Origin of the sequence: Wolbachia endosymbiont (group A) of Melieria omissa, from assembly GCF_964031125.1 — a bacterium.
Classification (GTDB): domain Bacteria; phylum Pseudomonadota; class Alphaproteobacteria; order Rickettsiales; family Anaplasmataceae; genus Wolbachia; species Wolbachia pipientis.
This window is the reverse complement of sequence record NZ_OZ035007.1, coordinates 1,120,761-1,142,101: the sequence shown is the minus strand read 5'-3', so window position 1 is coordinate 1,142,101 and position 21,341 is coordinate 1,120,761. Positions and strand designations below refer to the sequence as shown.

Annotated in this window: 17 protein-coding genes and 3 pseudogenes; 12 read left to right on the top strand and 8 right to left on the bottom strand. The window is 35.3% G+C overall.

Features of this window, described 5'->3' with window-relative positions:
- Positions 1-172: 172 nt before the first annotated feature.
- Positions 173-625 (bottom strand): hypothetical protein, encoded by a 453-nt coding sequence (locus tag ACQH2Q_RS05345; protein WP_015589289.1) that lies wholly within the window; start codon positions 623-625, stop codon positions 173-175.
- A gap of 140 nt (positions 626-765) precedes the next feature.
- On the opposite strand from ACQH2Q_RS05345, the gene ACQH2Q_RS05340 reads away from it, so the two are divergent.
- Positions 766-1,800 (top strand): aspartate-semialdehyde dehydrogenase, encoded by a 1,035-nt coding sequence (locus ACQH2Q_RS05340; RefSeq protein WP_010962945.1) that lies wholly within the window; start codon positions 766-768, stop codon positions 1,798-1,800.
- An 882-nt stretch (positions 1,801-2,682) separates the two neighbouring features.
- Here the strand turns inward: ACQH2Q_RS05340 and ACQH2Q_RS05335 are convergent.
- Positions 2,683-3,183 carry a Smr/MutS family protein gene (locus ACQH2Q_RS05335; protein ID WP_319606719.1) on the bottom strand — a complete coding sequence of 167 codons (501 nt, stop codon included), beginning with the start codon at positions 3,181-3,183 and terminating at the stop codon, positions 2,683-2,685.
- Positions 3,184-3,275: 92 nt separating this feature from the next.
- On the opposite strand from ACQH2Q_RS05335, the gene rlmB reads away from it, so the two are divergent.
- From rlmB to ACQH2Q_RS05315, 4 genes are all read left to right on the top strand, one after another.
- Positions 3,276-4,040 (top strand): 23S rRNA (guanosine(2251)-2'-O)-methyltransferase RlmB, encoded by a 765-nt coding sequence (gene rlmB / locus ACQH2Q_RS05330; protein ID WP_213863167.1) that lies wholly within the window; start codon positions 3,276-3,278, stop codon positions 4,038-4,040.
- Positions 4,041-4,119: 79 nt separating this feature from the next.
- Entirely contained in the window at positions 4,120-4,833 is a 714-nt protein-coding gene (locus ACQH2Q_RS05325) for a Bax inhibitor-1/YccA family protein (RefSeq protein ID WP_425383622.1), read from the top strand.
- The gene (locus tag ACQH2Q_RS05320) at positions 4,834-5,370 is read left to right on the top strand and encodes a cytochrome c oxidase assembly protein (protein WP_213863166.1); all 537 of its coding nucleotides are present in this window, start codon (positions 4,834-4,836) and stop codon (positions 5,368-5,370) included.
- Between the two features lie 106 nt (positions 5,371-5,476).
- A complete protein-coding gene (locus tag ACQH2Q_RS05315) occupies positions 5,477-6,802 on the top strand; it encodes an IS4 family transposase (RefSeq protein ID WP_264339118.1) in 1,326 nt (441 codons plus the stop codon).
- 14 nt (positions 6,803-6,816) lie between these two features.
- Here ACQH2Q_RS05315 and ACQH2Q_RS05310 read toward each other — a convergent pair.
- Positions 6,817-7,623 (bottom strand): annotated as a pseudogene (locus tag ACQH2Q_RS05310) (IS4-like element ISWen1 family transposase); the annotation flags it as partial.
- A gap of 492 nt (positions 7,624-8,115) precedes the next feature.
- Here ACQH2Q_RS05310 and ACQH2Q_RS05305 point away from each other — a divergent pair.
- From ACQH2Q_RS05305 to ACQH2Q_RS05295, 3 genes are all read left to right on the top strand, one after another.
- Positions 8,116-9,408 carry a hypothetical protein gene (locus ACQH2Q_RS05305; RefSeq protein WP_425383621.1) on the top strand — a complete coding sequence of 431 codons (1,293 nt, stop codon included), beginning with the start codon at positions 8,116-8,118 and terminating at the stop codon, positions 9,406-9,408.
- Positions 9,409-9,680: 272 nt separating this feature from the next.
- Positions 9,681-9,878: a hypothetical protein gene (locus ACQH2Q_RS05300; RefSeq protein WP_264339090.1), complete on the top strand. Its 198-nt coding sequence runs from the start codon at positions 9,681-9,683 to the stop codon at positions 9,876-9,878.
- 26 nt (positions 9,879-9,904) lie between these two features.
- Positions 9,905-12,715 (top strand): hypothetical protein, encoded by a 2,811-nt coding sequence (locus tag ACQH2Q_RS05295; protein WP_425383433.1) that lies wholly within the window; start codon positions 9,905-9,907, stop codon positions 12,713-12,715.
- A 180-nt stretch (positions 12,716-12,895) separates the two neighbouring features.
- Here the strand turns inward: ACQH2Q_RS05295 and uvrB are convergent, their stop codons facing one another.
- Both uvrB and ACQH2Q_RS05285 read right to left on the bottom strand, forming a co-directional pair.
- Positions 12,896-14,803: an excinuclease ABC subunit UvrB gene (uvrB, locus tag ACQH2Q_RS05290; RefSeq protein ID WP_425383432.1), complete on the bottom strand. Its 1,908-nt coding sequence runs from the start codon at positions 14,801-14,803 to the stop codon at positions 12,896-12,898.
- A gap of 395 nt (positions 14,804-15,198) precedes the next feature.
- Positions 15,199-15,471 (bottom strand): annotated as a pseudogene (locus tag ACQH2Q_RS05285) (transposase); the annotation flags it as partial.
- A gap of 133 nt (positions 15,472-15,604) precedes the next feature.
- Here ACQH2Q_RS05285 and ACQH2Q_RS05280 point away from each other — a divergent pair.
- Both ACQH2Q_RS05280 and ACQH2Q_RS05275 read left to right on the top strand, forming a co-directional pair.
- Positions 15,605-16,445: pseudogene (locus ACQH2Q_RS05280) on the top strand (IS982 family transposase).
- The gene (locus ACQH2Q_RS05275) at positions 16,438-16,686 is read left to right on the top strand and encodes a transposase (RefSeq protein WP_182309100.1); all 249 of its coding nucleotides are present in this window, start codon (positions 16,438-16,440) and stop codon (positions 16,684-16,686) included. Before ACQH2Q_RS05280 ends, ACQH2Q_RS05275 begins: the two are co-directional and overlap by 8 nt.
- A 344-nt stretch (positions 16,687-17,030) precedes the next feature.
- Here ACQH2Q_RS05275 and ACQH2Q_RS05270 read toward each other — a convergent pair whose 3' ends face one another.
- Genes ACQH2Q_RS05270 through ACQH2Q_RS05260 form a run of 3 tightly spaced genes read right to left on the bottom strand, consistent with a single transcriptional unit; the run spans position 17,031 to position 18,796 of the window.
- Positions 17,031-17,417 (bottom strand): cytochrome c-type biogenesis protein, encoded by a 387-nt coding sequence (locus ACQH2Q_RS05270; protein WP_182309927.1) that lies wholly within the window; start codon positions 17,415-17,417, stop codon positions 17,031-17,033.
- Entirely contained in the window at positions 17,401-18,441 is a 1,041-nt protein-coding gene (locus ACQH2Q_RS05265; protein WP_338481713.1) for a hypothetical protein, read from the bottom strand. Before ACQH2Q_RS05265 ends, ACQH2Q_RS05270 begins: the two co-directional genes overlap by 17 nt.
- Complete coding sequence (locus tag ACQH2Q_RS05260; protein WP_077188202.1) at positions 18,434-18,796, bottom strand: ferredoxin family 2Fe-2S iron-sulfur cluster binding protein; 363 nt, start codon at positions 18,794-18,796, stop codon at positions 18,434-18,436. The genes ACQH2Q_RS05265 and ACQH2Q_RS05260 overlap by 8 nt, the downstream gene beginning before the upstream one ends.
- 482 nt (positions 18,797-19,278) lie before the next feature.
- On the opposite strand from ACQH2Q_RS05260, the gene ACQH2Q_RS05255 reads away from it, so the two are divergent.
- Together ACQH2Q_RS05255 and ACQH2Q_RS05250 are read left to right on the top strand one after the other, a co-directional pair.
- Entirely contained in the window at positions 19,279-19,422 is a 144-nt protein-coding gene (locus ACQH2Q_RS05255; protein ID WP_425383431.1) for a hypothetical protein, read from the top strand.
- 364 nt (positions 19,423-19,786) lie between these two features.
- The gene (locus ACQH2Q_RS05250) at positions 19,787-21,340 is read left to right on the top strand and encodes a Mur ligase family protein (RefSeq protein ID WP_007549232.1); all 1,554 of its coding nucleotides are present in this window, start codon (positions 19,787-19,789) and stop codon (positions 21,338-21,340) included.
- Position 21,341: the final 1 nt, after the last annotated feature.

Sequence of the window (21,341 nt, the reverse complement as noted above, 5' to 3'; positions counted from 1 at the left end):
CCTCCCTGTGAGGTATTTTAGCTCTAATGCCTCACATCATAAAGATACAAGTGTCACGCACTGGGATGACGAGAAAGGAGCACTGGAATTTTTGTTTCAATATTTGTACATGAGCCATGCATCTGAACAGATACAATGTTATAACTAGAGATAATTTTTAAATGATTGATATTTATGAACTACGACTTTTCTTGTTGTCCACTTGTTCAACATTACCCTTCTCAAGTTTACTATCTACTTCTTTTGTGTGTTCATCATCTATACTAGTTTCATCTTTTATCTTACTAGGGTAATCTTCCTGCGATTTTTTATATGCTTCCATGTTGTCATATATAGGGTTACTGATGATTTCTATTTTTTCAGGTGTGAAAATCCTTGCTAAAAATCTCCTTATTATTGGTATTGACCTTAAGAGATCTCTTAGCTTTGAAGATTCTTGTCTTTTGTTTAGAGACTGTTGGTCTATTTTAGAGGTTTTTACACCATACTTTTTATCATCAAAATTTATTGTAGGCTTTCTTTTATTCGAAAGAACACTTTGGGCCTTTGATCCATTGGTTCCTTCAGGCCCTTGAGGTGTAGACATTGCAGGTTTAACCTTAGTTTCATCGTATTCCTTACTCATCTTTCATTTCATTATGTAATATTACTAATATTGCATAATAATAGCTAAATTACAATTAATTGCAAGGTAAAAATATTAAAACAATTGTAAATTTTGTCAGTAAAAATATAATAGAACTTTAAAATTAGAGGTTCATCTATATGAGATACAAAATTGCTGTTATTGGAGCAACCGGAAGAGTAGGGCGTGAGGTATTAAGCACGCTTGCTGAATTTCAAGATGAGGCGATAGATTGCGTTATTGCACTTGCATCGAAAAAATCAGAAGGGAAGAAGGTGAGCTTTGGTGACAAAGAGTTAACAGTTTTATGCCTTGAGGATTATGACTTCGTTGGAACTAATGTAGCCATTTTCTGTGCTGGATCTCATGTTTCTGAAGAGTATGTACCAATTGCAACACAGGCTGGATGCATCGTGATAGATAACAGTTCCCATTTTAGAATGAAAGAGGGTGTGCCACTCATTATTCCAGAGATTAATAAAGAAAAAATTATGGAATATAAAAACCACAACATAATATCCAATCCAAACTGTACTACAATACAGATGCTGCTAGTACTACATCTATTACACCAAAAAGCAAAAATAAAGAGAATCGTTGCTTCAACTTATCAATCAACTTCTGGTGCAGGCAAAGCAGCAATGGATGAGCTCTATGACCAGACAAAAAAAATCTTTATGAACGAAGCTAAAAAACCCAAGATATTCTCTAAGCAAATAGCATTCAATTGCATTCCCCATGTAGGAGAATTCATGGAAAATGGCTCTACAGAAGAGGAATGGAAAATGCAAGAGGAGACAAAAAAAATTTTAGAGGAAGATATAAAAGTTACTGCAACTTGTGTAAGGGTACCCGTCTTTATCGGTCACGCTATGGCAGTAAATGTGGAATTTGATCAACATATCACTGAAGAACAAGCTCGTGAAGTGCTAAGTGAAGCCGAAGATAGTGGAGTTTTAGTGTACAACAGGCGTGAAGATAGTGAATACATAACTCAAATTGATGTTGTACAGGAGAATGCTGTATATGTATCGCGTATTAGAAGAGACAATACTGTTGAGCACGGATTAAATATGTGGATAGTGGCTGACAACCTGCGCAAAGGCGCAGCATTAAATATAGTGCAGATTCTTGAGATTTTGATAAGAGAGCATTTGTCAATCAAGTGCATATAGAGCGCACGTACGTTGTAATTCGAAGGAAATTGTATATCACATGGCAGCGCGTGACGCTGGAATGGCTTTGTTGCATCGCTACTTATGAAAGGCTAACTATAATTAGGATTATAAGCAACTTATTGAAAATCTTGTTTTTTTTGCAATCAATCTGATCAAATTTAAGAATAGTAACTTGTTATTTATATTAATAAATTTAATTCTATTGAAAATAGCTAAAGCATTGAAATTCTTGAATTTTAGCCGGATTAGTGAGTGGTAGTGAAATTTCTTTTACTCAAATTTAGGTATTCACTGACCGTTCTTGTTATAAATACCAGAATAATAAGCTACTGATATTCTCCACCTTTTTTATCTTTAATCCATCATAGCTAGCGATGCAACAAAGCCGGCTGGATTCCAGTGTCAAGCACTGGAATGACACCATTTGCTGTGCAGTTTACCTTCAAAAATGAATGTTCGTACAGCTATGGAATAAATCGCGGTATGACGGTTCGCAGCGGTATAGTAACTCGTCACCCCGCTACTTGTTAGCGGCTGAGATACCGCGGCGGTATGACGTAGAAGCTATACTTTTATACTCACCAACTCAGTATCCAATCTGGATCCAAGTAGTCAAGCTATTCGGATGACACCCTCATAAAGTGAAATGAGATCCCGCTAACACGTAGCGGGATGACGAGAAAGGGGCTACTCGGATGACACCCTCATAAAGTGAAATGAGATCCCGCTAACACGTAGCGGGATGACGGGAAAAGAGGTACTGGGAGACATCCTTCCTGGTAGACCCAAATCACAATGTTCGCACAGTTGTGCGTCACGCGCTGCCGAACACTGTATGGTTATACAAGAAAAATTAAGGCTTAAAAGGAATTTTAAGTATCAGGACTCAAGGTTTTTATTCCTTCTTAATAAAACATAAAAAGCCCCTTTACCACCATGTTTTTTCGTAGCTTGTTGGTAGTATAGAACCATATGCTGGATTTTAGTGTCATTTAACCATTTATTTAAGTTACTCTTTATAGTGTCTGTTTTGTTTGTTGCACTGCCGTATCCCGTAATTACCAATAAACATCTATTTCCTGCTCGATAATTTTTGATAATAAAATCTATCAATTTACAGTAAGCATCCTCTATATTATAGCCATGCAAATCGAGCTTATCGCTTATAAAATATTTACCCCTATCAACTTTTGATTTTGTGTTTTGGTCAAGACAAAATGATGAGTTACTATTATTGGTATTAAGAAAATTCCCTTGTAAGTCGGAGGTACCTTTATCAACCATAGACTTTATATTTACTTTATGATCAACTTTCAAAGTAACTTTTCCACATTCTATTGGCTTAACATTTTTTTGCCAATCCAACTCATTGTCCGACATAAACGCATTAATCGAATTGTATAATTTTACAACAATATCCAAACATAGTAAAATGTTGCTTATTCTATAAAAACCCGATTTTCAATAATACGATGAAATCGTCAAAAACTAATGAGAATTTTTGGCTGTATGGAAAGCACACCTGCATGTCAGCACTGAAGAATAAAAATAGGCGGTGTATAGAACTGTTAGCAACAGAAAATTTCTATAGAGAGCACAAAAAAGAAATTAGGCAATGTGTAGACAGTAAGGGCATTAAAGTTCGATTAGTAGAAAGCAAAATACTTAATGACGTTTTACCCAAAGGTGCTAACCATCAGGGAATTGCTTTAAATGTTGCCCCTATTCTTTATAACTTAAGCATTGAAGAAATAGCTGAAAGCTCGAACGATAGCTCTACTATAGTCATTTTAGATCAAGTCACTGACACGCACAATATTGGGTCGATTTTAAGAACTTCAGCTTGTTTTAATGTCGACGCATTGGTTTTACCACATAACCATTCACCAAGTGAAAATGCATCTATTGCAAAAGCAGCAAGTGGAGCATTGGATATTGTCCCACTAATATACGTTACAAATATAGTAAAAACTATGCAGTATTTAAAAAAGGTCGGTTACTGGTGTTATGGGTTTGATTGCAATACTAAAGAAAATATAGATGAAATAAAGAGTTTTGAGAAAAAAAGAGTAATTATTTTTGGTTCCGAAGAGAAAGGAATGCGGAGGTTAGTTAAAGAAAACTGTGATTATCTTTTAAAAATACCAATGTCAAATGCAATTAACAGTTTAAATGTTTCAAATGCAGCAGCAATAGGCCTATATTCTATTTATATTAAAACAAATGCCAGCGCATAGCTGTTTATAATAAAAACACTTGATAAAAATATGGTTTTATATTATAATGTGTTAAGTAATGGATAAAAGGAGTTATATTATGTCTTACATGAGAAATGAACAGGATATTCGCTCTCAAGGCGCTTACTACAGTGCTGGGCTTAGAAGTTACCTAACTAAAGTATATAATTATATGGCTTTAGCTTTAGGCGTTACAGGGCTTGTCGCGTTCCTAACGGTGTTTTCAGGTCTTTTTCAGGTAATTCATTCTAATCCAGTCCTGTTGTATACAGTAATATTTTCTCCACTTGTACTAGTGTTTTTTGTATACCCTAAAATTCTACATCTTAGTGTTCAGTCTGCATTCACCATATTTTTTGCGTTTGCAGTATTAATTGGAATGTCTTCATCCTATATTTTCATAATTTATACTGCAGAAAGTATAGCAAGAGCATTTTTCATTACATCAATCATGTTCGCCTCTATGGCTTTGTATGGTAACATCACAAAAAGAGATCTAACAAGTATGGGCTCTTTTTTGAGAATGGGAGTCTGGGGATTAATTATAGCATCTGTAGTGAATTTGTTCCTTGGAAGTGGTCCACTCGATTTTGCAATATCATTCATATCGGTAATAGTGTTTACTTTAAAAACTGCATCTGACGCTCAGAGAATCAAGGATGTTTATTACAAGTATAATGATGGTTCAGAAGCTGCTACTACTAAGCTGGCAATACTTGGTGCAACTAGTCTTTACCTAGACTTTATCAATATATTTCTCAGTTTGCTCAGGTTACTTAATAACAGGGACTAAATGTTCTCCTTTTTAAGGAGAAATGATAAAAATTCTATAGTCTTCTTTTTAATATCTTTAGTTGTGTCGATGATATGTCTTACATATGCATCGGTGCCTCTATATAGCATTTTTTGTAAAGCTACTGGGTATGGTGGCACAATAAGAAAAGTAACTAACACAACAACAAATATAACTAACCAAAAGATCAGGGTCCATTTCAATGCTGATATAATGTCCGATCTACCTTGGGAATTTAAATCAGAAACTAACTATGTTGATGTAAACATAGGAGAACAAAGTTTAGCTTTTTATTACGCAAAAAATCTATCTGATCAGCCTTCATTTGGAATGGCGGTGTATAATGTTACGCCTTTCAAAGCAGGTAAGTATTTCAATAAAATTGCATGCTTTTGTTTTGAAGAGCAAATGTTGCTACCAAAACAAAAAGCAGCTATGCCCGTATCTTTCTATATAGATCCTGAGATAATGCTTGATAGTAATACAAAAGATTTAAGTGAAATAACGCTATCATACACGTTTTTTAAGCTTAAGTAACAGAATGTTTGCAAACCATACGCGTCAAGTTAAGGAAATAAAGGTATGAAAGAGATAGAATAATAAGGTATAAGTTCTCCCAGATATACTTTTAGTGAGAGAACCAATGAATAAAATAACTTGCTTATCAAAAAAGCTCAAAGAATTTTTTAATGAAAAAGCAGAGAAAATCTCAATTACAACAAGGTTTATAAAAAGAAAGAGAAAGCTAAAAGGTTCATCATTCGTAAAAGCCATGGTCTTGGGTAATATAGGAGTTGATAATTGTAGCGTAGAAACAATGTGTCAATTACTAAACGAGGACTCGATAGATATAACAAAACAAGGTTTGGATTTTAGATTTACTGAAGAAGCAGTGGAATTTATGAAAAGGATGTATAATGAATCTGTGATTCTCTTTAAAAATATCTTGCAAGTTGATTGCAAAATCTTACAGCAATTTAATAGTGTTAAATTATTGGACAGTAGCTATATTACTCTACCTAACAGTATGGAAGAGATGTATAAAGGTTATGGTACTAGCTACAGTGGCTATGAAAGCAATACTAAGTCTGGAATAAAGTTACAATTAGTTTTCGACTACATGAATCAGATAATAGACCAACTTAATTTAACGGAGGGGGTAAGATCAGACCAGGGATATAGGAAACATTTAAGTAATATATTAAGCAATGATTTGCTAATATCTGATCTCGGTTATTTTGTGCCAAGTTCTTTTAAACAAATCAATGAAATAGGAGCTTATTTCATAAGTCGTTATAAATCCGATACCAACATATATGATGTAGAAACAAATCAAAAAATGGAGTTATTAGAATGTTTAGAGGATAAGTTATTTTTAGAAAACGAGGTATTGTTAGGAAAAGAAGCAAAAATTAGAGTAAGAATTATATGTCAGAAACTAACTGAAGAACAGTCTATGGCCAGAAGAAGGAAAGCTAATAGATTAGCAAGATCGCAGGGATATACATCCTCTAAAAGAAATCAAAAATTGTTGAACTGGTCAATATTTATAACTAATGTTCCAGAAAATAAAATTAGTGCTGAGCAAGTATTAACGATTTACAGAGTAAGGTGGCAAATTGAGTTATTATTTAAATTGTATAAAAGCCATATCAGGCTTGATAAGCTAAAAGGAAAGCCATGCAGAGTATTATGTGAACTATATGCTAAATTGTGCGCAATTCTTATATTTCACGGCATAGTTGGTTGCACAGAAGTGAAAAAGAATACAGAACTTAGCTTAACAAAGGCATTTATTGAGCTAAAAAGGCGGGTTAGAGAGTTATTTTTAGTATTAACCAAAATTAATAGTTTAAAAGCATTTCTTAAAAAACTCACTATAACTTGGTCGCGATTTTCATTAAAAGACAAACGTAGAAGGGCTAGAGTATCCACTTTAACCTCTCTAAATTTGCTCACAATCTCTTAACTTGACGCGTATGGTTCTTCAGTTAGTTTCTGACATATAATTCTTACTCTAATTTTTGCTTCTTTTCCTAACAATACCTCGTTTTCTAAAAATAACTTATCCTCTAAACATTCTAATAACTCCATTTTTTGATTTGTTTCTACATCATATATGTTGGTATCGGATTTATAACGACTTATGAAATAAGCTCCTATTTCATTGATTTGTTTAAAAGAACTTGGCACAAAATAACCGAGATCAGATATTAGCAAATCATTGCTTAATATATTACTTAAATGTTTCCTATATCCCTGGTCTGATCTTACCCCCTCCGTTAAATTAAGTTGGTCTATTATCTGATTCATGTAGTCGAAAACTAATTGTAACTTTATTCCAGACTTAGTATTGCTTTCATAGCCACTGTAGCTAGTACCATAACCTTTATACATCTCTTCCATACTGTTAGGTAGAGTAATATAGCTACTGTCCAATAATTTAACACTATTAAATTGCTGTAAGATTTTGCAATCAACTTGCAAGATATTTTTAAAGAGAATCACAGATTCATTATACATCCTTTTCATAAATTCCACTGCTTCTTCAGTAAATCTAAAATCCAAACCTTGTTTTGTTATATCTATCGAGTCCTCGTTTAGTAATTGACACATTGTTTCTACGCTACAATTATCAACTCCTATATTACCCAAGACCATGGCTTTTACGAATGATGAACCTTTTAGCTTTCTCTTTCTTTTTATAAACCTTGTTGTAATTGAGATTTTCTCTGCTTTTTCATTAAAAAATTCTTTGAGCTTTTTTGATAAGCAAGTTATTTTATTCATTGGTTCTCTCACTAAAAGTATATCTGGGAGAACTTATACCTTATTATTCTATCTCTTTCATACCTTTATTTCCTTAACTTGACGCGTATGGCTGTCATCCCAGTGCGTGACACTGGGATCTCGTTCCTTAACTTTATAGTGTAAATTATTTCAAATTGTGTCTAGCTGCAAGTATAATAATTTCCATTTATAGATAAAGTATGTTGCAAATGTTATGCCAAAGAGTATAATAAAATCTATATCAAATACTTTACAAGAAAAAGTGGAATAGAGGCAAAAGCAAATATTAATAAGGATAATTTAAGAAAAGTGCATGCTAGAGTTTGAAGAAGCAGTAAAAATAAAAAATATTATTGAAAGGTTAAATAGCACATGATATAATATATATATAGTGTAAAAATATAAATAATTTTATTGACATCTTTACATTAATAGTTCTTAAATATTTAGTACTGTAGAATTAAATTATTAAGTTTTATGAAGGAAGTAAAAATGGTGGAAAGCTTTTCAGGTAACAACAAAGGCAGTAATTTTATTGAGGAGGCAAAAATAATGGAAAATTTTTCAGATAATAACGGAAACGGTAGCTCGATCTTCCAAGGAAAAATCAGGGAGCAAGATTTCTCTGCAGAGCAGAAGCTAAATGAACTAAAAGCAGCCATAGAGGAGCTCACCAGACAAGATTTGCTCAGGAGGCTCGAGTGTGAGCGTCAGGCTTCTAGTTGTATCGATGAAATATCATCTCAAGCAGAGCTACATATCGGAGAAGGTGATGATGAGGATTACTTCACTGGTGAAAAAGGAAGAGTACTCGGAGATTTCTGGAATTTCTTTGAATCTCTCTTTACCCTTTTTGAAGTAGATGTAGATGATCCGAAAATCTACCAAATGCTCAAGGAGAAGAAAGAAAAAAATTGGCTTCTTTCGATAATTAAATTTATGCGTGACAAGCTTAAGGAGTTAATCAAGAAGATTTTTGCACGCGATTTAAGTTTCAATCAGAGGTTGGACAAAGAGATAAAAGAATTGCAGGAGAAATTAGGCAGTGGTGAGTTATCAGAAGAAGAGTTTGCAAGGGCGTTAGAAAGATTAACTGCATTGCAAGATCTGAAACTCAGGTTACAAATGGCCGTTGTCGGATGGATTGTTACAATGTTCGCAGAGATGTTTGGAGTTGAGTTGGCGGCTGCGGTAGAGGCATCTACAGAAAAAGAAGATAAAAAAGCAGAAAAAACATCATTAAAGGAAGAAAATAAAGAAGTTTGCGAAAACGTAGAAATCAAGTTAGACGAAAGAGAAAAGCCTAAAGTGCCAGTTTTCCTTTTTGAAATTTCACCCGGATTTGTAAGGCCAGTCCCTCTGAGCAAACCAGAGCTTGATCTTTTACCAAAACCTATGAAAGAACTAATACCTAAAGAGGTTATAAAGGAGGAGATCCGCGAGGTAAAAGAAACAAAACCAAAAGTGGAAGAAGAGAAAAAAGCGAAGCCGGAGGGACCGAAGAAAGAGGTGTGTCCACCGGAACCTACAGGGCAGACGACGAAGAGAGATCAGCAAAAAAGAGGTGGAAAGTTTAAACTCGATAGTACACAGTCAAGAAGGATAAATTTGAGTAATAATAATCAACGGAATATTCCATCTGACAATCAGCAAGAACAAGCTTCTAATGGAAAGTCTAATGCTAGTACTGCTCAACCACCAAAAAGATTGATTGATGATGTAAAAGTTAATAATCATGTGGATTCAATAGGAAAGGCACCAGAAAAAGCACCATCGAGGGGATAGCTAGTGTTAGCTTTAGATGACAAAAAAGACTGGATCCCAGTGTCTGGGCACTGGGATGACAAGAAAAAGAGGTACTGGTATGACATTAAAGAGTAGGGATTGATGGCAAAGAGAAATACAGGTGTCATTCCAGCGCGTGACGCTGGAATCTAGAAAACTGAATTTTATGAAAAAGAGTGAATAAAATTTTTTAAAAAAAAATATAAAAAAGTGCTTGCACTTAATTTTATTTTTACTATATTAGTTACATAATATTTTTACTGGAGGTTAATATGCATAGTAATAATGGCTCAGGCAAAAGGCAATTTGATAATACTGCACCAGGAGGAGGGAGAGTTGATATAACTAAATTAGATCAGAAAAAGCTAGAGAATTTTGGTGAAAGGTTTAAGCGTGAAGATGAAGAGAGGAAAAGAAGGGATGAATCCAATAAAAGTAAAAGTAGTGGTCAAGGCAGTTCAAGATTTTAAGGTATATTAAAAGTAGGGAGGGTATTATGTTTAGTGCGAGTGAAATGAATCAAGCATTAGTAAAGGCATTTAATATTAGTGTTTGTTATAACAATATTATTAATACTAATCTAAAAGTACAAAATGTACATCGAGGTTTACGTAACAAGGATCATATTGTTATCTCATTTGATAAAAGTATGGATGCTGATCAATGCATGAAGTATTTAGACAATATGAAAGGAAGGATAGTAGAAACATTCTGTGGAGATGAAAGTACTGCTAGTTTATCTTTTGATATGAAATCTTTTCCTTTTAATTTCAATCGGAGCCAATTGGTAGATAGTAATGGAAAGTATAGATTTTCAGTGCCGATAGGTCGAAGTATAGTTTTCAATCTAAAATGTTTGCTAGCTAATGGGCTTGCGAGAGACATCACAGGTGCTATGGGAAGAAATTTTGGTTTAGAACATGTAGAAGAGTATACATCTGATGAAAGCTTTGACAGGAAATCTTATCTATATTGTATGCGTTTCTATGATAAAAGGTTACAAGAGTATTTTATAGAGTCATTCTCAGCGACAGTAAAAGGTTATAAAAATAGTCCTAAAAGAACTGATGATTTCTTGAAAGTCAAGGACAATTGTGTATATATAAAGAAAAGCCTCTTTGATAAAACTAAGTTCATTAATGAGATAGAAGAAAGTCAAGCATGTTTGATAGGACGTGATCTTCAAACTTCTAGCTCAGATGATCCAGCTATTGAGAAGATTAAGTATTTAATAACTGGCTTCATTCGTAAAGCATGCCCTCCTCTTTATTATGTCTTTCATACTTCTTATTCAGGAAATAATGAGGATTCAATTTTAGTTCCTATTGTAAGTTATGATAACTATTATAGATTTTTAACCAAAGAAGAAGTAGATACTATTAATAGTAGCTTTGGTATGGTTGTGTTAAATAATATTGAAAGTTACACTTCACCAAAACACCTACCAGTATTTGGTAGTAGAGGAATATACGGTATAGACTTTTCTAATAAAGAAATTTCTCACTGTGTGATAACCAAAATAATAAAAAACTCTGTAATCAACAAAGACCATGAACTGGCCATTGACCCTGAGCTTCCTCGAACGCTATTAGCTGAAGCATCACAGACAGAGGAGGTTCCCAAGCGAAGTCGTGATGAAGGGTTAGAGAGGCCTCGCAGGGAAGGATCAGAAAGAGAGGGAGGAAAAAGGGGGCTGTTTCAGTTGGTGCCGGAGGAAATAGATTCAAGTCAATCCACTTGTGGTCAATCACAGCTATCTTCCGGAGAAATAGGTCCAAGTCAATCCACTTGTGGTCAATTACAGCTATCTTTGACCTGTGGATCATCATCGATTCCTTCTCTTAGAGCATGGGATAGTTCAACATTCTTAAATCTTGAGGTTTCTAATGAGGAATCTGAAAAACAGCAAGTTACTGATGAAAGTGATCGAAAAAGTAGTGATGAGTGTTCTAAAGCGAAGCCACAAAAGCAAGAACGTGATTCGGTGTATTCAAGTGCAAGTACTCCTGAGGGTTCTGTAAGTAAAAAACCATCTTTAAGTAATCCACCCTCAGGAGTGACTTCTCCTGTTACTGAACCAGATGATGGCGGATTTCTCAATAGACCAAAAATACGAGCATTACGTTCTAAAACGAATGGTGGTATTCCAGAACCCTTGCCACAAGATGCCGTAAGCAAGCCAAATGTGCCCGGGGACCGTAATTCTAAAATTTCTAAAGATAGTGGTTTCGAGTCGCTTGAGCGGCCACAGTCGAATTCTTCTATCACTACTAGTACTGTTCCAGGGATATCTGAATCAAGGAAAGATCTAAATCCTCCCGTAGACAATAAGCGGCCACAGTCACTGCCACTTGCGGGTTTTTCTACTTGTGCTAGTAATGAAACAGTAAAAGCTTTTTTGTGTTTTCTAGATTATTTTTCTTCTTCTGAAGGGAAGAAGCAACTACCCTCACTTCTTTCTTCTGAGGCGGGAAAGCAGTTATCCTCGATTTCTGATCCTTGTGAACAGGAAAACCTACTAGACTTTCTTTTTTCTACTGAGAGGAGTAAGCAACTATGCTCGCTTTTTTCTTCTGAGAATAAACAACAACTGCATTCACTTTTTTCTCTTAAGGGAAAAGAGCTACTGTTTTCACCTTCTCCTGAGGGGCAAAAGCTGATACCTTTAGTTCTTTCTCCTAAAGGGAAAGAGAAACTACCCTTACTTTTGTCTCCTGAGGGAGAGCGAATATCCAAACCTTTCTCTCCTGAGGCAGGCAATATAATATCCTTACTTATTTATTCTCGTGTAGAACCTAAAAATATGTCACACCGTTCATTTCGTGACAAATTAGCAAAATGGCTTCACCGTAATTCTTCACTCTCAAAAGTGGCTTCTCCTCAAGAAAAACCTCTTACTAATGACGAGAAGAAGGAACTACGCCCATTTCTTTGTCCTAAGCTGCAGAAGAAACTAGATTCCAACTCTCTTGAGGATGCACAGTTAAAATACTTGCTGTATACTCCTGGTGGGAAAGAGAAGCTAGACTTACTCCTTTCTTCTCCTGAGAAAGAGGAGAAGCAACTACTCTCAGATTTACAAAAAGTTGGTGGTAACGCTTCTACAAGTTTTGCAGATAGTGGTTGTTATTCAGGATCGTCTTCACAAAAATCGACTAGTGATACTGGAAGTGATGAAGATGAACTAGAAGCTAGTGGTAGGTCGTCAGTCTCATCGAACTCCAGTACTTCCACTGTTAGAACTAAAATGGATGCTACTAAGATCGAGCAATACTTGCAGGAGAAAAAAGTTAACAGTCGTACCTAATCCACTGCTCTCAGCCACCTAAGTGTTTTATTAGCTGACCCTGAGAGCACTGGTGTTGGTTTTTCTTGTCCATTGTAAGTATTGCATGGTACTAAATGTTTAAAAAGTATTAATATAAAGATATCAATAAAATTATTTACACTTTCATGCTATGCCCATAGCATCATATATTACTTAACCTTACAATAATTTTTTTATTCTTGCTGCTTCTTCAAACTCCAAATTTTTAGCATGCTCTATCATTTGCTTTCTCAAATCATCCTTATTAGTATTTACTTTCGGTTCTGCTATTGCCCTCTCCTGTAAGGTGTTTGATATAGGTTTTATTATAGTCTTCGGGATAATATTGTGCAATATATTATGTTCTTCTTGTTTTTTTCTTCTTCTTTCGGTCTCTCTCAATGCACGATCTAAAGAACCAGTGATTTTATCTGCATACAAAATTACTCTACCTTCAGCATTACGTGCAGCACGACCAATCGTTTGAATTAATGAAGTTTCCGATCGCAAAAATCCTTCTTTATCAGCATCCAAAATTGCAACCAACCCACACTCTGGAATATCAAGACCTTCCCTCAGCAAGTTAACACCTACTAAAACATCGATTTCTTTAGATCTCAATTTGTATATAATTTCTATTCTCTCCAGCGCAGCAATATCAGAATGCAAATAACTCACTCTCATATTCAATTCACTCATATATTCAGCTAAATTTTCAGCCATTTTTTTCGTCAATGTAGTGATTAAAACACAAAATCCCTTCCCTATTGTCACTTGTGCCTCATGAATTACATCATCAATTTGACTCTCTATTGGTTTTACAATGCAGATTGGGTCCGTAAGCCCTGTTGGACGGATAACTTGCTCTATAAATACATTACTGGTCTTTGCCAACTCATACTTTCCGGGAGTGGCTGAAATGTAAACAGTCTGCGGCCTAACTCCCTCCCACTCTTCAAATTTTAATGGACGATTATCAAAAGCGGAAGGGAGCCTGAAGCCATAGTCAATCAATTTCTTTTTACGCGCCTCATTACCACTGTACATCGCACCAACCTGAGGAACGGTGACATGACTCTCATCAACAAATAAAATTACGTCTTTGGGTAAATATTCAAACAAAGTAGGTGGTGGATCCCCAGCTTCCATTCCATAGAGATAACGCGAATAATTTTCAATACCTTTACATATTCCTGTTGTTCTCATCATTTCGATATCAAAATTAGTGCGTTGCTCGAGGCGCTTTGCTTCAACAATCTTGTTTTGCGAGTAGTAATAATCCAAGCGTTCATGCAGCTCTTTTTTGACTAGTTCAATTGCCTGCAACAAAGCCTCACGCGGGGTTATGTAATAGCTATTTGGAAAAATGGTGATTTTATTTACGCCTTTGGTAACATTGCCCGTTATAGCATCAACTTCAGAAATTTCTTCTATTTCATCGCCAAATAACGATAAACGCCAAGCTTTATTTTCATAATGGGAAGGAAATATATCAATAATATCGCCGCGCACTCTGAAATATCCTCTCTCAAACCTGGCATCAGAGCGCTTGTATTGAAGATCAGTTAAGTTGCTCAGGAAATCATTAATACGAATTTTATTTCCAACACTAAGCGGTATGATCATGCTGCGGTAGCTCTCAGGCGAACCAAGACCGTATATGCAGGAAACACTGGCAACTACGATCGTATCCCTGCGCTCCAAAAGGGAGCAGAAGGTGGAATAACGCAGCATCTCAATTCTTTCGTTAATTGCAGAATCTTTTTCGATATAAGTATCAGTTTGTGGTAAATAGGCTTCAGGTTGATAATAATCATAATAAGAAATGAAGTATTCAACAGCATTATGGGGAAACAATCCTTTCATTTCCTCATAAAGCTGTGCTGCTAAAGTTTTATTGTGTGCCATAATTAATGCAGGCCTGTTTGTCCTTGCAATAACATTTGCCATAGTAAAAGTTTTCCCAGAACCAGTAACTCCAAGCAAAACCTGATCTCTTTTATTGCTATTTAGCCCTGCAATTAATCTATCGATTACCTGTGGTTGATCCCCAGCCGGTTGAAAATGTGTAGCGATTTGAAATTCCATAGACTTTACTTACTATCTTTGATTCATTGTATAGTAAACACTATATTGCTTTTAAGATAAGTTGTATAGCTATCGTAAAGCCATAAAACATTAACCAACAATGTCATGCAAGTAGCTGACACTGGAATCTTGTTTCAATGTTAAACAAAATACCATAGAATTCAAGAAGACAATTCCTAAAAAATCCCTACATCCAAAAAAAGGCAAAATGCTGCTTGAATAAGCTAAATTTTTTTAGATGCAAAAACAATAAAACATAGTTGATACTAAAGTTATAGTACTCCTATGACAACGTTACAAAAATTAAGGAAATGGATAGCTCTGATCAATTGGAATAGTATTTTCAGGTACCGGTGGTCAATATGACATTTTTAAAATAAAGATTTAGAACCTGTTTAAAATCTTCTCAATAGAAGAGAAATGAAGGAAAGAACGACCATTTGTAGGCTAGTGTTAAGTTTTCGCTCGCAATTTTTCCACAATCGTCTGCATTTTTCTAACCAAGCGAAAGATCGCTCTACAACCCATCTTTGTGGCAATACAGCAAAGGAATGTAATTCACTTCGTTTTATTACTTCTACAGTTGCTCCAATAATCGTTTTTATTTGAGTTGCAAAATTTTCTCCTGTATAACCTGCATCGACCAGTATATTTTTAACTTCCGAGAGGTTTTCTTTTGCGCTTTCAACCATTCTCACAGCACTGCTAACCCCAGTTGTAAATTAGAAAAAATAGAAAAGGTAAGGAAATAGGGTAAACTCCAAGGTATTTGATATTCATTCCTAAAATAGGAGGTTACCAATGAAAGAGAAAGTAACAGAAATCTTTTGTATAGTCGATGATTTTTGCAATACAGTCGATGAAAATTTTGCAGAAAAACTTCTACCAAGTGGCAAAAAACCAACCAGGACGCCAGAGATTACGCATTCAGAGATTTTTACCATAATATTGCTATATCAAGTGCGACAATTTTAAAATTTTCTATGTGCATTATTTGAAATTATTATACGAATCAGCGTTTCCAAAATTGCCATCCTATAGTAGGTTTATCAGGTTAAAATCGAGGGTTTTATGGTATTTAGCGCTCTTAATGCAATGGTTTTGCGAACAGTCAAAAGTGACAGGGATTTCGTACATAGATGCAACATCTATCGCTGTTTGCCATCCAAAAAGGACCTCGAGAAACAAAGTTTTCAAAGGGTTGGCAAAGATTGGAAAGACTACTTATGGGTGGTTTTTCGGTACATCTAGTAATCAATGAAACTGGCGAAATTCAAGGGGTTAAGGTGATAAAAGGCAACGTTGATACCTGTGCCAAATTTAACTAAGAAATTGACTGGATTATTGTTTGGAGATAAAGGATATATCAAAAAAGATCTTTTTCACGAATTATTCGATAGAGGGTTAAAGCTTGTAACCAGTATAAAAAAGGGTATGAAAAACTCATTAATGGCGCTAAATGAGAAGATTTTGTTAAGAAAAAGATCGATTATTGAGACAGTTTTTGGCTCTCTGAAAAACAAATTTGAGATTGAGCATACTCGCCACAGATCACCGATAAATTTTTTGGTACACATTTTTTCTACGCTTGTTTCATATTCCATACAGCCGCTGCATTTCTAAGCTTTACTTCGTTGGCTAATCCGCAACTGGGGTATATAGGGTTGACACCAAGGCAATATTCTTCTGGAGAAGTTGATCGGCATGGCAGCATATCAAAGATGGGACCAGCGGAATGTAGAAGTATGTTATATGAAGCTGCACAAACAATGCTTACAGTTACCAAGAGGACATTTAAATTAAAAAACTGGGGTTGCGAAGAAAAAAGGAATGAAAAAAGCAATTGTAGCAGTAGCAAGAAAATTAGCTGTAATTATGCATAGGATGTTGGTTGATAAAACAGAATTTTATTATCAATAAACATCAAAAGAGCATAGGACAATAATTTTATTGAAAATAAAGATAGCAATGCCGATGGAAGGGACAAGCAAGAACTTAGTTAGACTTCGTGGTAAACATGTTGCCGTCCACTTCCGCCTAACAAGTATGATGCGGCTTGACAAATTTATTGTCATCTCAGACCGCGGAGAGAACCATATGCTACTTTTAACTTATGTAAAATTACCAAGGATTATGGAGAAGATATGCTGTTTTGATTTGTGTGAAAATTATTGTTGACTTATGTGCAATTAGAGAACCTAAGTCACTTTAGCTATATATAAAAGGTTTAAGTGGTTGTATTGATGTATCTTTGTATTAAAAAACACCCAATAAGCAGAGTTGTAAGTGGAATAAACCACAAAATGTAAGTGCTAGATTTTATAGGTGGTACGATTATAATTGAATTGCCGTAAGAATTTTTTAACTCTGAGATTATCTCTTCATCTGTGTATCCATCATTGATTTTTTTACGAATTGCTTCTCGCATATCATACGCGATCTGAGATCCAGATTCAGACAATGATTCGCCAGAACATATTGGACACCTTATTATTTCAAATAAACTGGTTGCTCGTTTTTCCATGCTTTTATCTCTGAGTTTATTATCCAGAGTAAAAGCGTTTACGCCTGAGTGGAATATCAATATGAAAAGTAAGCTAATTACTATTCTCATTCTTGGTTAATTGGATTATTTTACTGAGTTGGTTCATAAAATCAGTGATGGATAACTTTCCAATAAAGCTTGACCCTACATCATCATCGTACTTTATTGAAAATTGAATGCCATTATCAGTTGTTTTTTCTGATAAGGAAGGTACTAATTTTTCGAACGCATCTGAAGTTTTTGAGTCACCAATCATAAACGCGATTAATTCTTTATAATTTGATATAGCCACGTTGATTTTGTCTTTAAATGAATATGTAACTAAGTTGTAATTGTTTACCCCACCATCTGCAGCAAAAGAAAAATTATTACTTTGAATCAAAAATTTCTCTATATTGAAATTAATTCTGGAAGCTGAGATGTCGTTTACAAATTCATAATCAAATTTAGTGTCGATACTAAGGTAACTTTCAGGACTTGCAGTATTTTTATACCGATAAGTATACAAATCAAATCCTAGCTTAGCATTTCCACTCAGTTCTTTATCGAGGTAAAATTGAATGTAATTACTTTTATCATTCACTTCAGTTATAACACTTTGCTGATTTTCTGAAACATCACATTTTAATCCATAATCTTCGTAACGAAGTGTATCTATATAGTCTATCACGGTACTATTTTTGTTGAATCGCAATGAAGATGGTAAATCGTTTAGTCTAACAACAAAGCGGCTGCTATCGTTTGTGTGGCATTTTATATTCTTTTTCTCATCACCATGAACAGCAATATTGACTTCATTGCTTGGTATGTAGATATATACTGATTTATCAAACAATCTATTTTTTATCAATAAAGCATCAGATGAGATGGTTAATTGCTCATTGGAAAATTTTGGGTTTGTCACACGGAAAATTAGGTTAGAAGGAAATCCACTAAAATCATGTGAAATATCAAATTTTTCGTCGTTAATGTATAGTATTGTTTCAGCTAAAAGATTTTTTACCTTACATGCAGAAAAATACCAAAAACCACTATACGCTACAGGAATAAACAAAAGTAAAGAGACGATAATATAGATAAAAATCTTACGCATGATTCCCCTGTTTATCTAATGATATGTTTCTTGTACCCCTTGGTATGGTTACACACAAGCCGTCGATATCTTTTGTGATTTTTATTTGGCATCCAAGCCTCGACGTCTCTGTTAAGCCGAAAGCTAGGTCTAACATATCATTTTCCTCATCAGATATAGGGTTATGTATTTCTACAGCATTATAAAACTTTGGATCAACAATTACATGGCATGTAGAGCAAGCAAGAGAACCTTCACATGCACCTTCAAGCAGATCTGGATCACTTCTGTGGGCTAAATTGAGCAGAGTTTCTCCCTCTGCAGCTTCATAGCTTTTCTTACTCCCATCAGGTAAAATAAAAGTAACAGATGGCATATTATTCCTATTAAAATCCTTACTAATTTCTCTATATCCTACAGGTAATAACTAATATTTGCAAACTCTTTGCAATTCCAGTGCCTATATTTCTTGTTATCCAAGTAGCTCTTTGTTGTCATCCGAGTAGCTGACACTGGTTCCTTTATGACAGCAGTGCCCTCTTCTTGTCATCCCAGTGCCCTGATTACTTGGATCCAGAAAAAAGAATGGTGTCATGCAAGTAGCCTCCTTCTCCTGTCATCCGAGTAGCTGACACTGGGATGACACCCCACTTAACCGTCATACTGCCGCGGTATCTCTTAGCCGCTAACAAGCAGCGGGATAACGAGCTTATCGTCACGCCGTCGCGAACCGTCATACCGCCGCGAACCGTCATACCGCGATTCATTCGCGGTATCTCAGCCGCTAACAAGAGATCCCGCTAACAAGCAGCGGGATGACGATTGTCGTTTAGCCATAAATATTAAGAAATTTACCAAATGAAAAAAAAGGCAAAAGAAACCCCGTGGTGGTTGGCTATTTACCATGTACTAAAATATCGGCGTTTTTTTATTCTAAAACGCTTGATTAAGAGCGATTTAGCTGCTTTTAACTTGCAACTAACCTACACCGCAAGTGTTTAAGAAATTTACTAAGCAGGAAAAAAGGCAAAGAAACCCCGTAGTAGCTAGCATTCAAATTCTCCCTTGTCAATTTGACGTTTTTTGCTGTCTTAAACGCTTTGTAAGCGCGTTTCGGCTTATATAGGTAAAAACCCAGAAATTTTTAAAGACATGCGATGCACGTAGTGCGAAAAATTAAACATGAGACGCCAAATACCCTAAGTTTTTTGTCATTAACCTGCACAGATTGCGAAGATAAATAAATAGCTTCAGTTTCATGATAAGGGGGCTGGCGGAGTTTGTCAAGGAAGTTTTTTGTTTCTATTGAATGACAGTTGTAACCTACGAAAGAAGTCTGTTGTAATTTGTACGATATCTTTATAAAATGGTTCGCATAAGTTATCTAGCAGTGCAACTAAACAAATATAAAAATCAAAACGTCGCGGTTTTTGGTCTTGGTAAAACTGGTTTATCCGCCATTAACGCTCTAACAAAGAGTGGTGCAAGAATATATGCATGGGATGATCATGAAGAGCAAATAGCAAATGCAAAAATGATGTATAAAAAATGTAATTTTATTCATCCCAAGGAATACAATTGGCATGAGATCAGTGCATTGGTTTTAAGCCCTGGAGTGCCAACAGAGCCACATTGGATAGTAAAACTTGCAAGGAGATTTGATTGCAAAATAAAATCAGACATTGAGCTATTTCTTGAAGCTAAAACTACGAACCAGAAGGTAATAGGCGTCACAGGAACAAATGGTAAATCAACCACTACATCACTAATAGGGCACATATTAAAATCTGCAGGGAAAAAAGTAGCTATTGGTGGAAATTTAGGCGTTCCTGTTTTGGATCTAGAAAGAGATGCAGAAATTTATGTAATCGAACTCTCCTCTTTTCAATTGGAGTTGATGAATGAAATTAACGTGGACATTTCAGCACTGCTCAATATTACACCAGATCACATAGATAGGCATGGAAGTATGGAGAACTACATAGCAACTAAATTAAAACTGATAAACGGTAGTGAGGTTGCCGTAATAGGATGTGACAATGAGATTACTGCTGATATATTCAACAAATTCACTGGAGACAAAATTCCAATCTCAGTAACATATTCCCCGATGTCATTCCAGCGCGTGACGCTGGAATCCAGAAAAGAAAAACCATTGCCAACTACTCAGATGACAGAGGGTGGTGCAAGAGATCTAATATCATTGGCAGGTAACAATTTGCTTGATTATAGTGAACAGATTACTGGTATAGATCGAAATTATCTGGATCCCAGTGTCAGCTACTTGGATGACAAAAGGGGCACTGGGATCCAGAAGATCTCGTTAAAACTAGAGAATCATAGCTTATCAGTAAGCGACGTGAAAATAAACCTAATATCCAACGCAGAAAACATAGCAGCCACATATGCCGTATGTAAGGTACTTGGAGTAGATAGCAACACTATTATCAATGGAATCAAGTCCTTTTCAGGACTGAGGCATAGGAATGAACTGCTTGGCAAAATAAGAAATGTGTTTTTCGTGAACGATAGCAAAGCAACTAATGCAAAATCGAGCGAAAAGGCGATCTTATCTTATGAAAACATAAATTGGATCGCTGGTGGAAGAAGCAAAAAAGGTGGAATAGAATCATTAAGCAAGCATTTTACAAGGGTTAGAAAAGCTTTTCTTATTGGAGAATCAACCGAAGCTTTTGCAAATGTTATGGAGAATAAAGTAGATTATGTTAAATGTTGCAATCTAGAAGATGCATTCAGATTGGCTTTTGAAGAGGCCTTAAATAGCGCAGAAGAAGTAACAATATTACTTTCTCCCGCGTGTGCTTCTTTTGATCAATGGAAAAATTTCGAGGAACGTGGTGAAGCATTTTGTAGAATGTTTGAAAATCTCAGGTACAATCACACATGCTGTTTAGTATGAT

What these genes read in the sequence shown, in the direction of transcription:
- ACQH2Q_RS05335 (WP_319606719.1), bottom strand. Translation starts at nt 3,183, where the DNA reads ATGTCGGACAATGAGTTGGATTGGCAAAAAAATGTTAAGCCAATAGAA.
- ACQH2Q_RS05345 (WP_015589289.1), bottom strand. Translation starts at nt 625, where the DNA reads ATGAGTAAGGAATACGATGAAACTAAGGTTAAACCTGCAATGTCTACA.
- ACQH2Q_RS05305 (WP_425383621.1), top strand. Translation starts at nt 8,116, where the DNA reads ATGGTGGAAAGCTTTTCAGGTAACAACAAAGGCAGTAATTTTATTGAG.
- ACQH2Q_RS05260 (WP_077188202.1), bottom strand. Translation starts at nt 18,796, where the DNA reads ATGCCATCTGTTACTTTTATTTTACCTGATGGGAGTAAGAAAAGCTAT.
- rlmB (WP_213863167.1), top strand. Translation starts at nt 3,276, where the DNA reads ATGAAATCGTCAAAAACTAATGAGAATTTTTGGCTGTATGGAAAGCAC.
- ACQH2Q_RS05265 (WP_338481713.1), bottom strand. Translation starts at nt 18,441, where the DNA reads ATGCGTAAGATTTTTATCTATATTATCGTCTCTTTACTTTTGTTTATT.
- ACQH2Q_RS05270 (WP_182309927.1), bottom strand. Translation starts at nt 17,417, where the DNA reads ATGAGAATAGTAATTAGCTTACTTTTCATATTGATATTCCACTCAGGC.
- ACQH2Q_RS05320 (WP_213863166.1), top strand. Translation starts at nt 4,834, where the DNA reads ATGTTCTCCTTTTTAAGGAGAAATGATAAAAATTCTATAGTCTTCTTT.
- ACQH2Q_RS05295 (WP_425383433.1), top strand. Translation starts at nt 9,905, where the DNA reads ATGTTTAGTGCGAGTGAAATGAATCAAGCATTAGTAAAGGCATTTAAT.
- ACQH2Q_RS05255 (WP_425383431.1), top strand. Translation starts at nt 19,279, where the DNA reads ATGAAAAAAAAGGCAAAAGAAACCCCGTGGTGGTTGGCTATTTACCAT.
- ACQH2Q_RS05315 (WP_264339118.1), top strand. Translation starts at nt 5,477, where the DNA reads ATGAATAAAATAACTTGCTTATCAAAAAAGCTCAAAGAATTTTTTAAT.
- ACQH2Q_RS05300 (WP_264339090.1), top strand. Translation starts at nt 9,681, where the DNA reads ATGCATAGTAATAATGGCTCAGGCAAAAGGCAATTTGATAATACTGCA.
- ACQH2Q_RS05325 (WP_425383622.1), top strand. Translation starts at nt 4,120, where the DNA reads ATGTCTTACATGAGAAATGAACAGGATATTCGCTCTCAAGGCGCTTAC.
- ACQH2Q_RS05340 (WP_010962945.1), top strand. Translation starts at nt 766, where the DNA reads ATGAGATACAAAATTGCTGTTATTGGAGCAACCGGAAGAGTAGGGCGT.
- ACQH2Q_RS05250 (WP_007549232.1), top strand. Translation starts at nt 19,787, where the DNA reads ATGGTTCGCATAAGTTATCTAGCAGTGCAACTAAACAAATATAAAAAT.
- uvrB (WP_425383432.1), bottom strand. Translation starts at nt 14,803, where the DNA reads ATGGAATTTCAAATCGCTACACATTTTCAACCGGCTGGGGATCAACCA.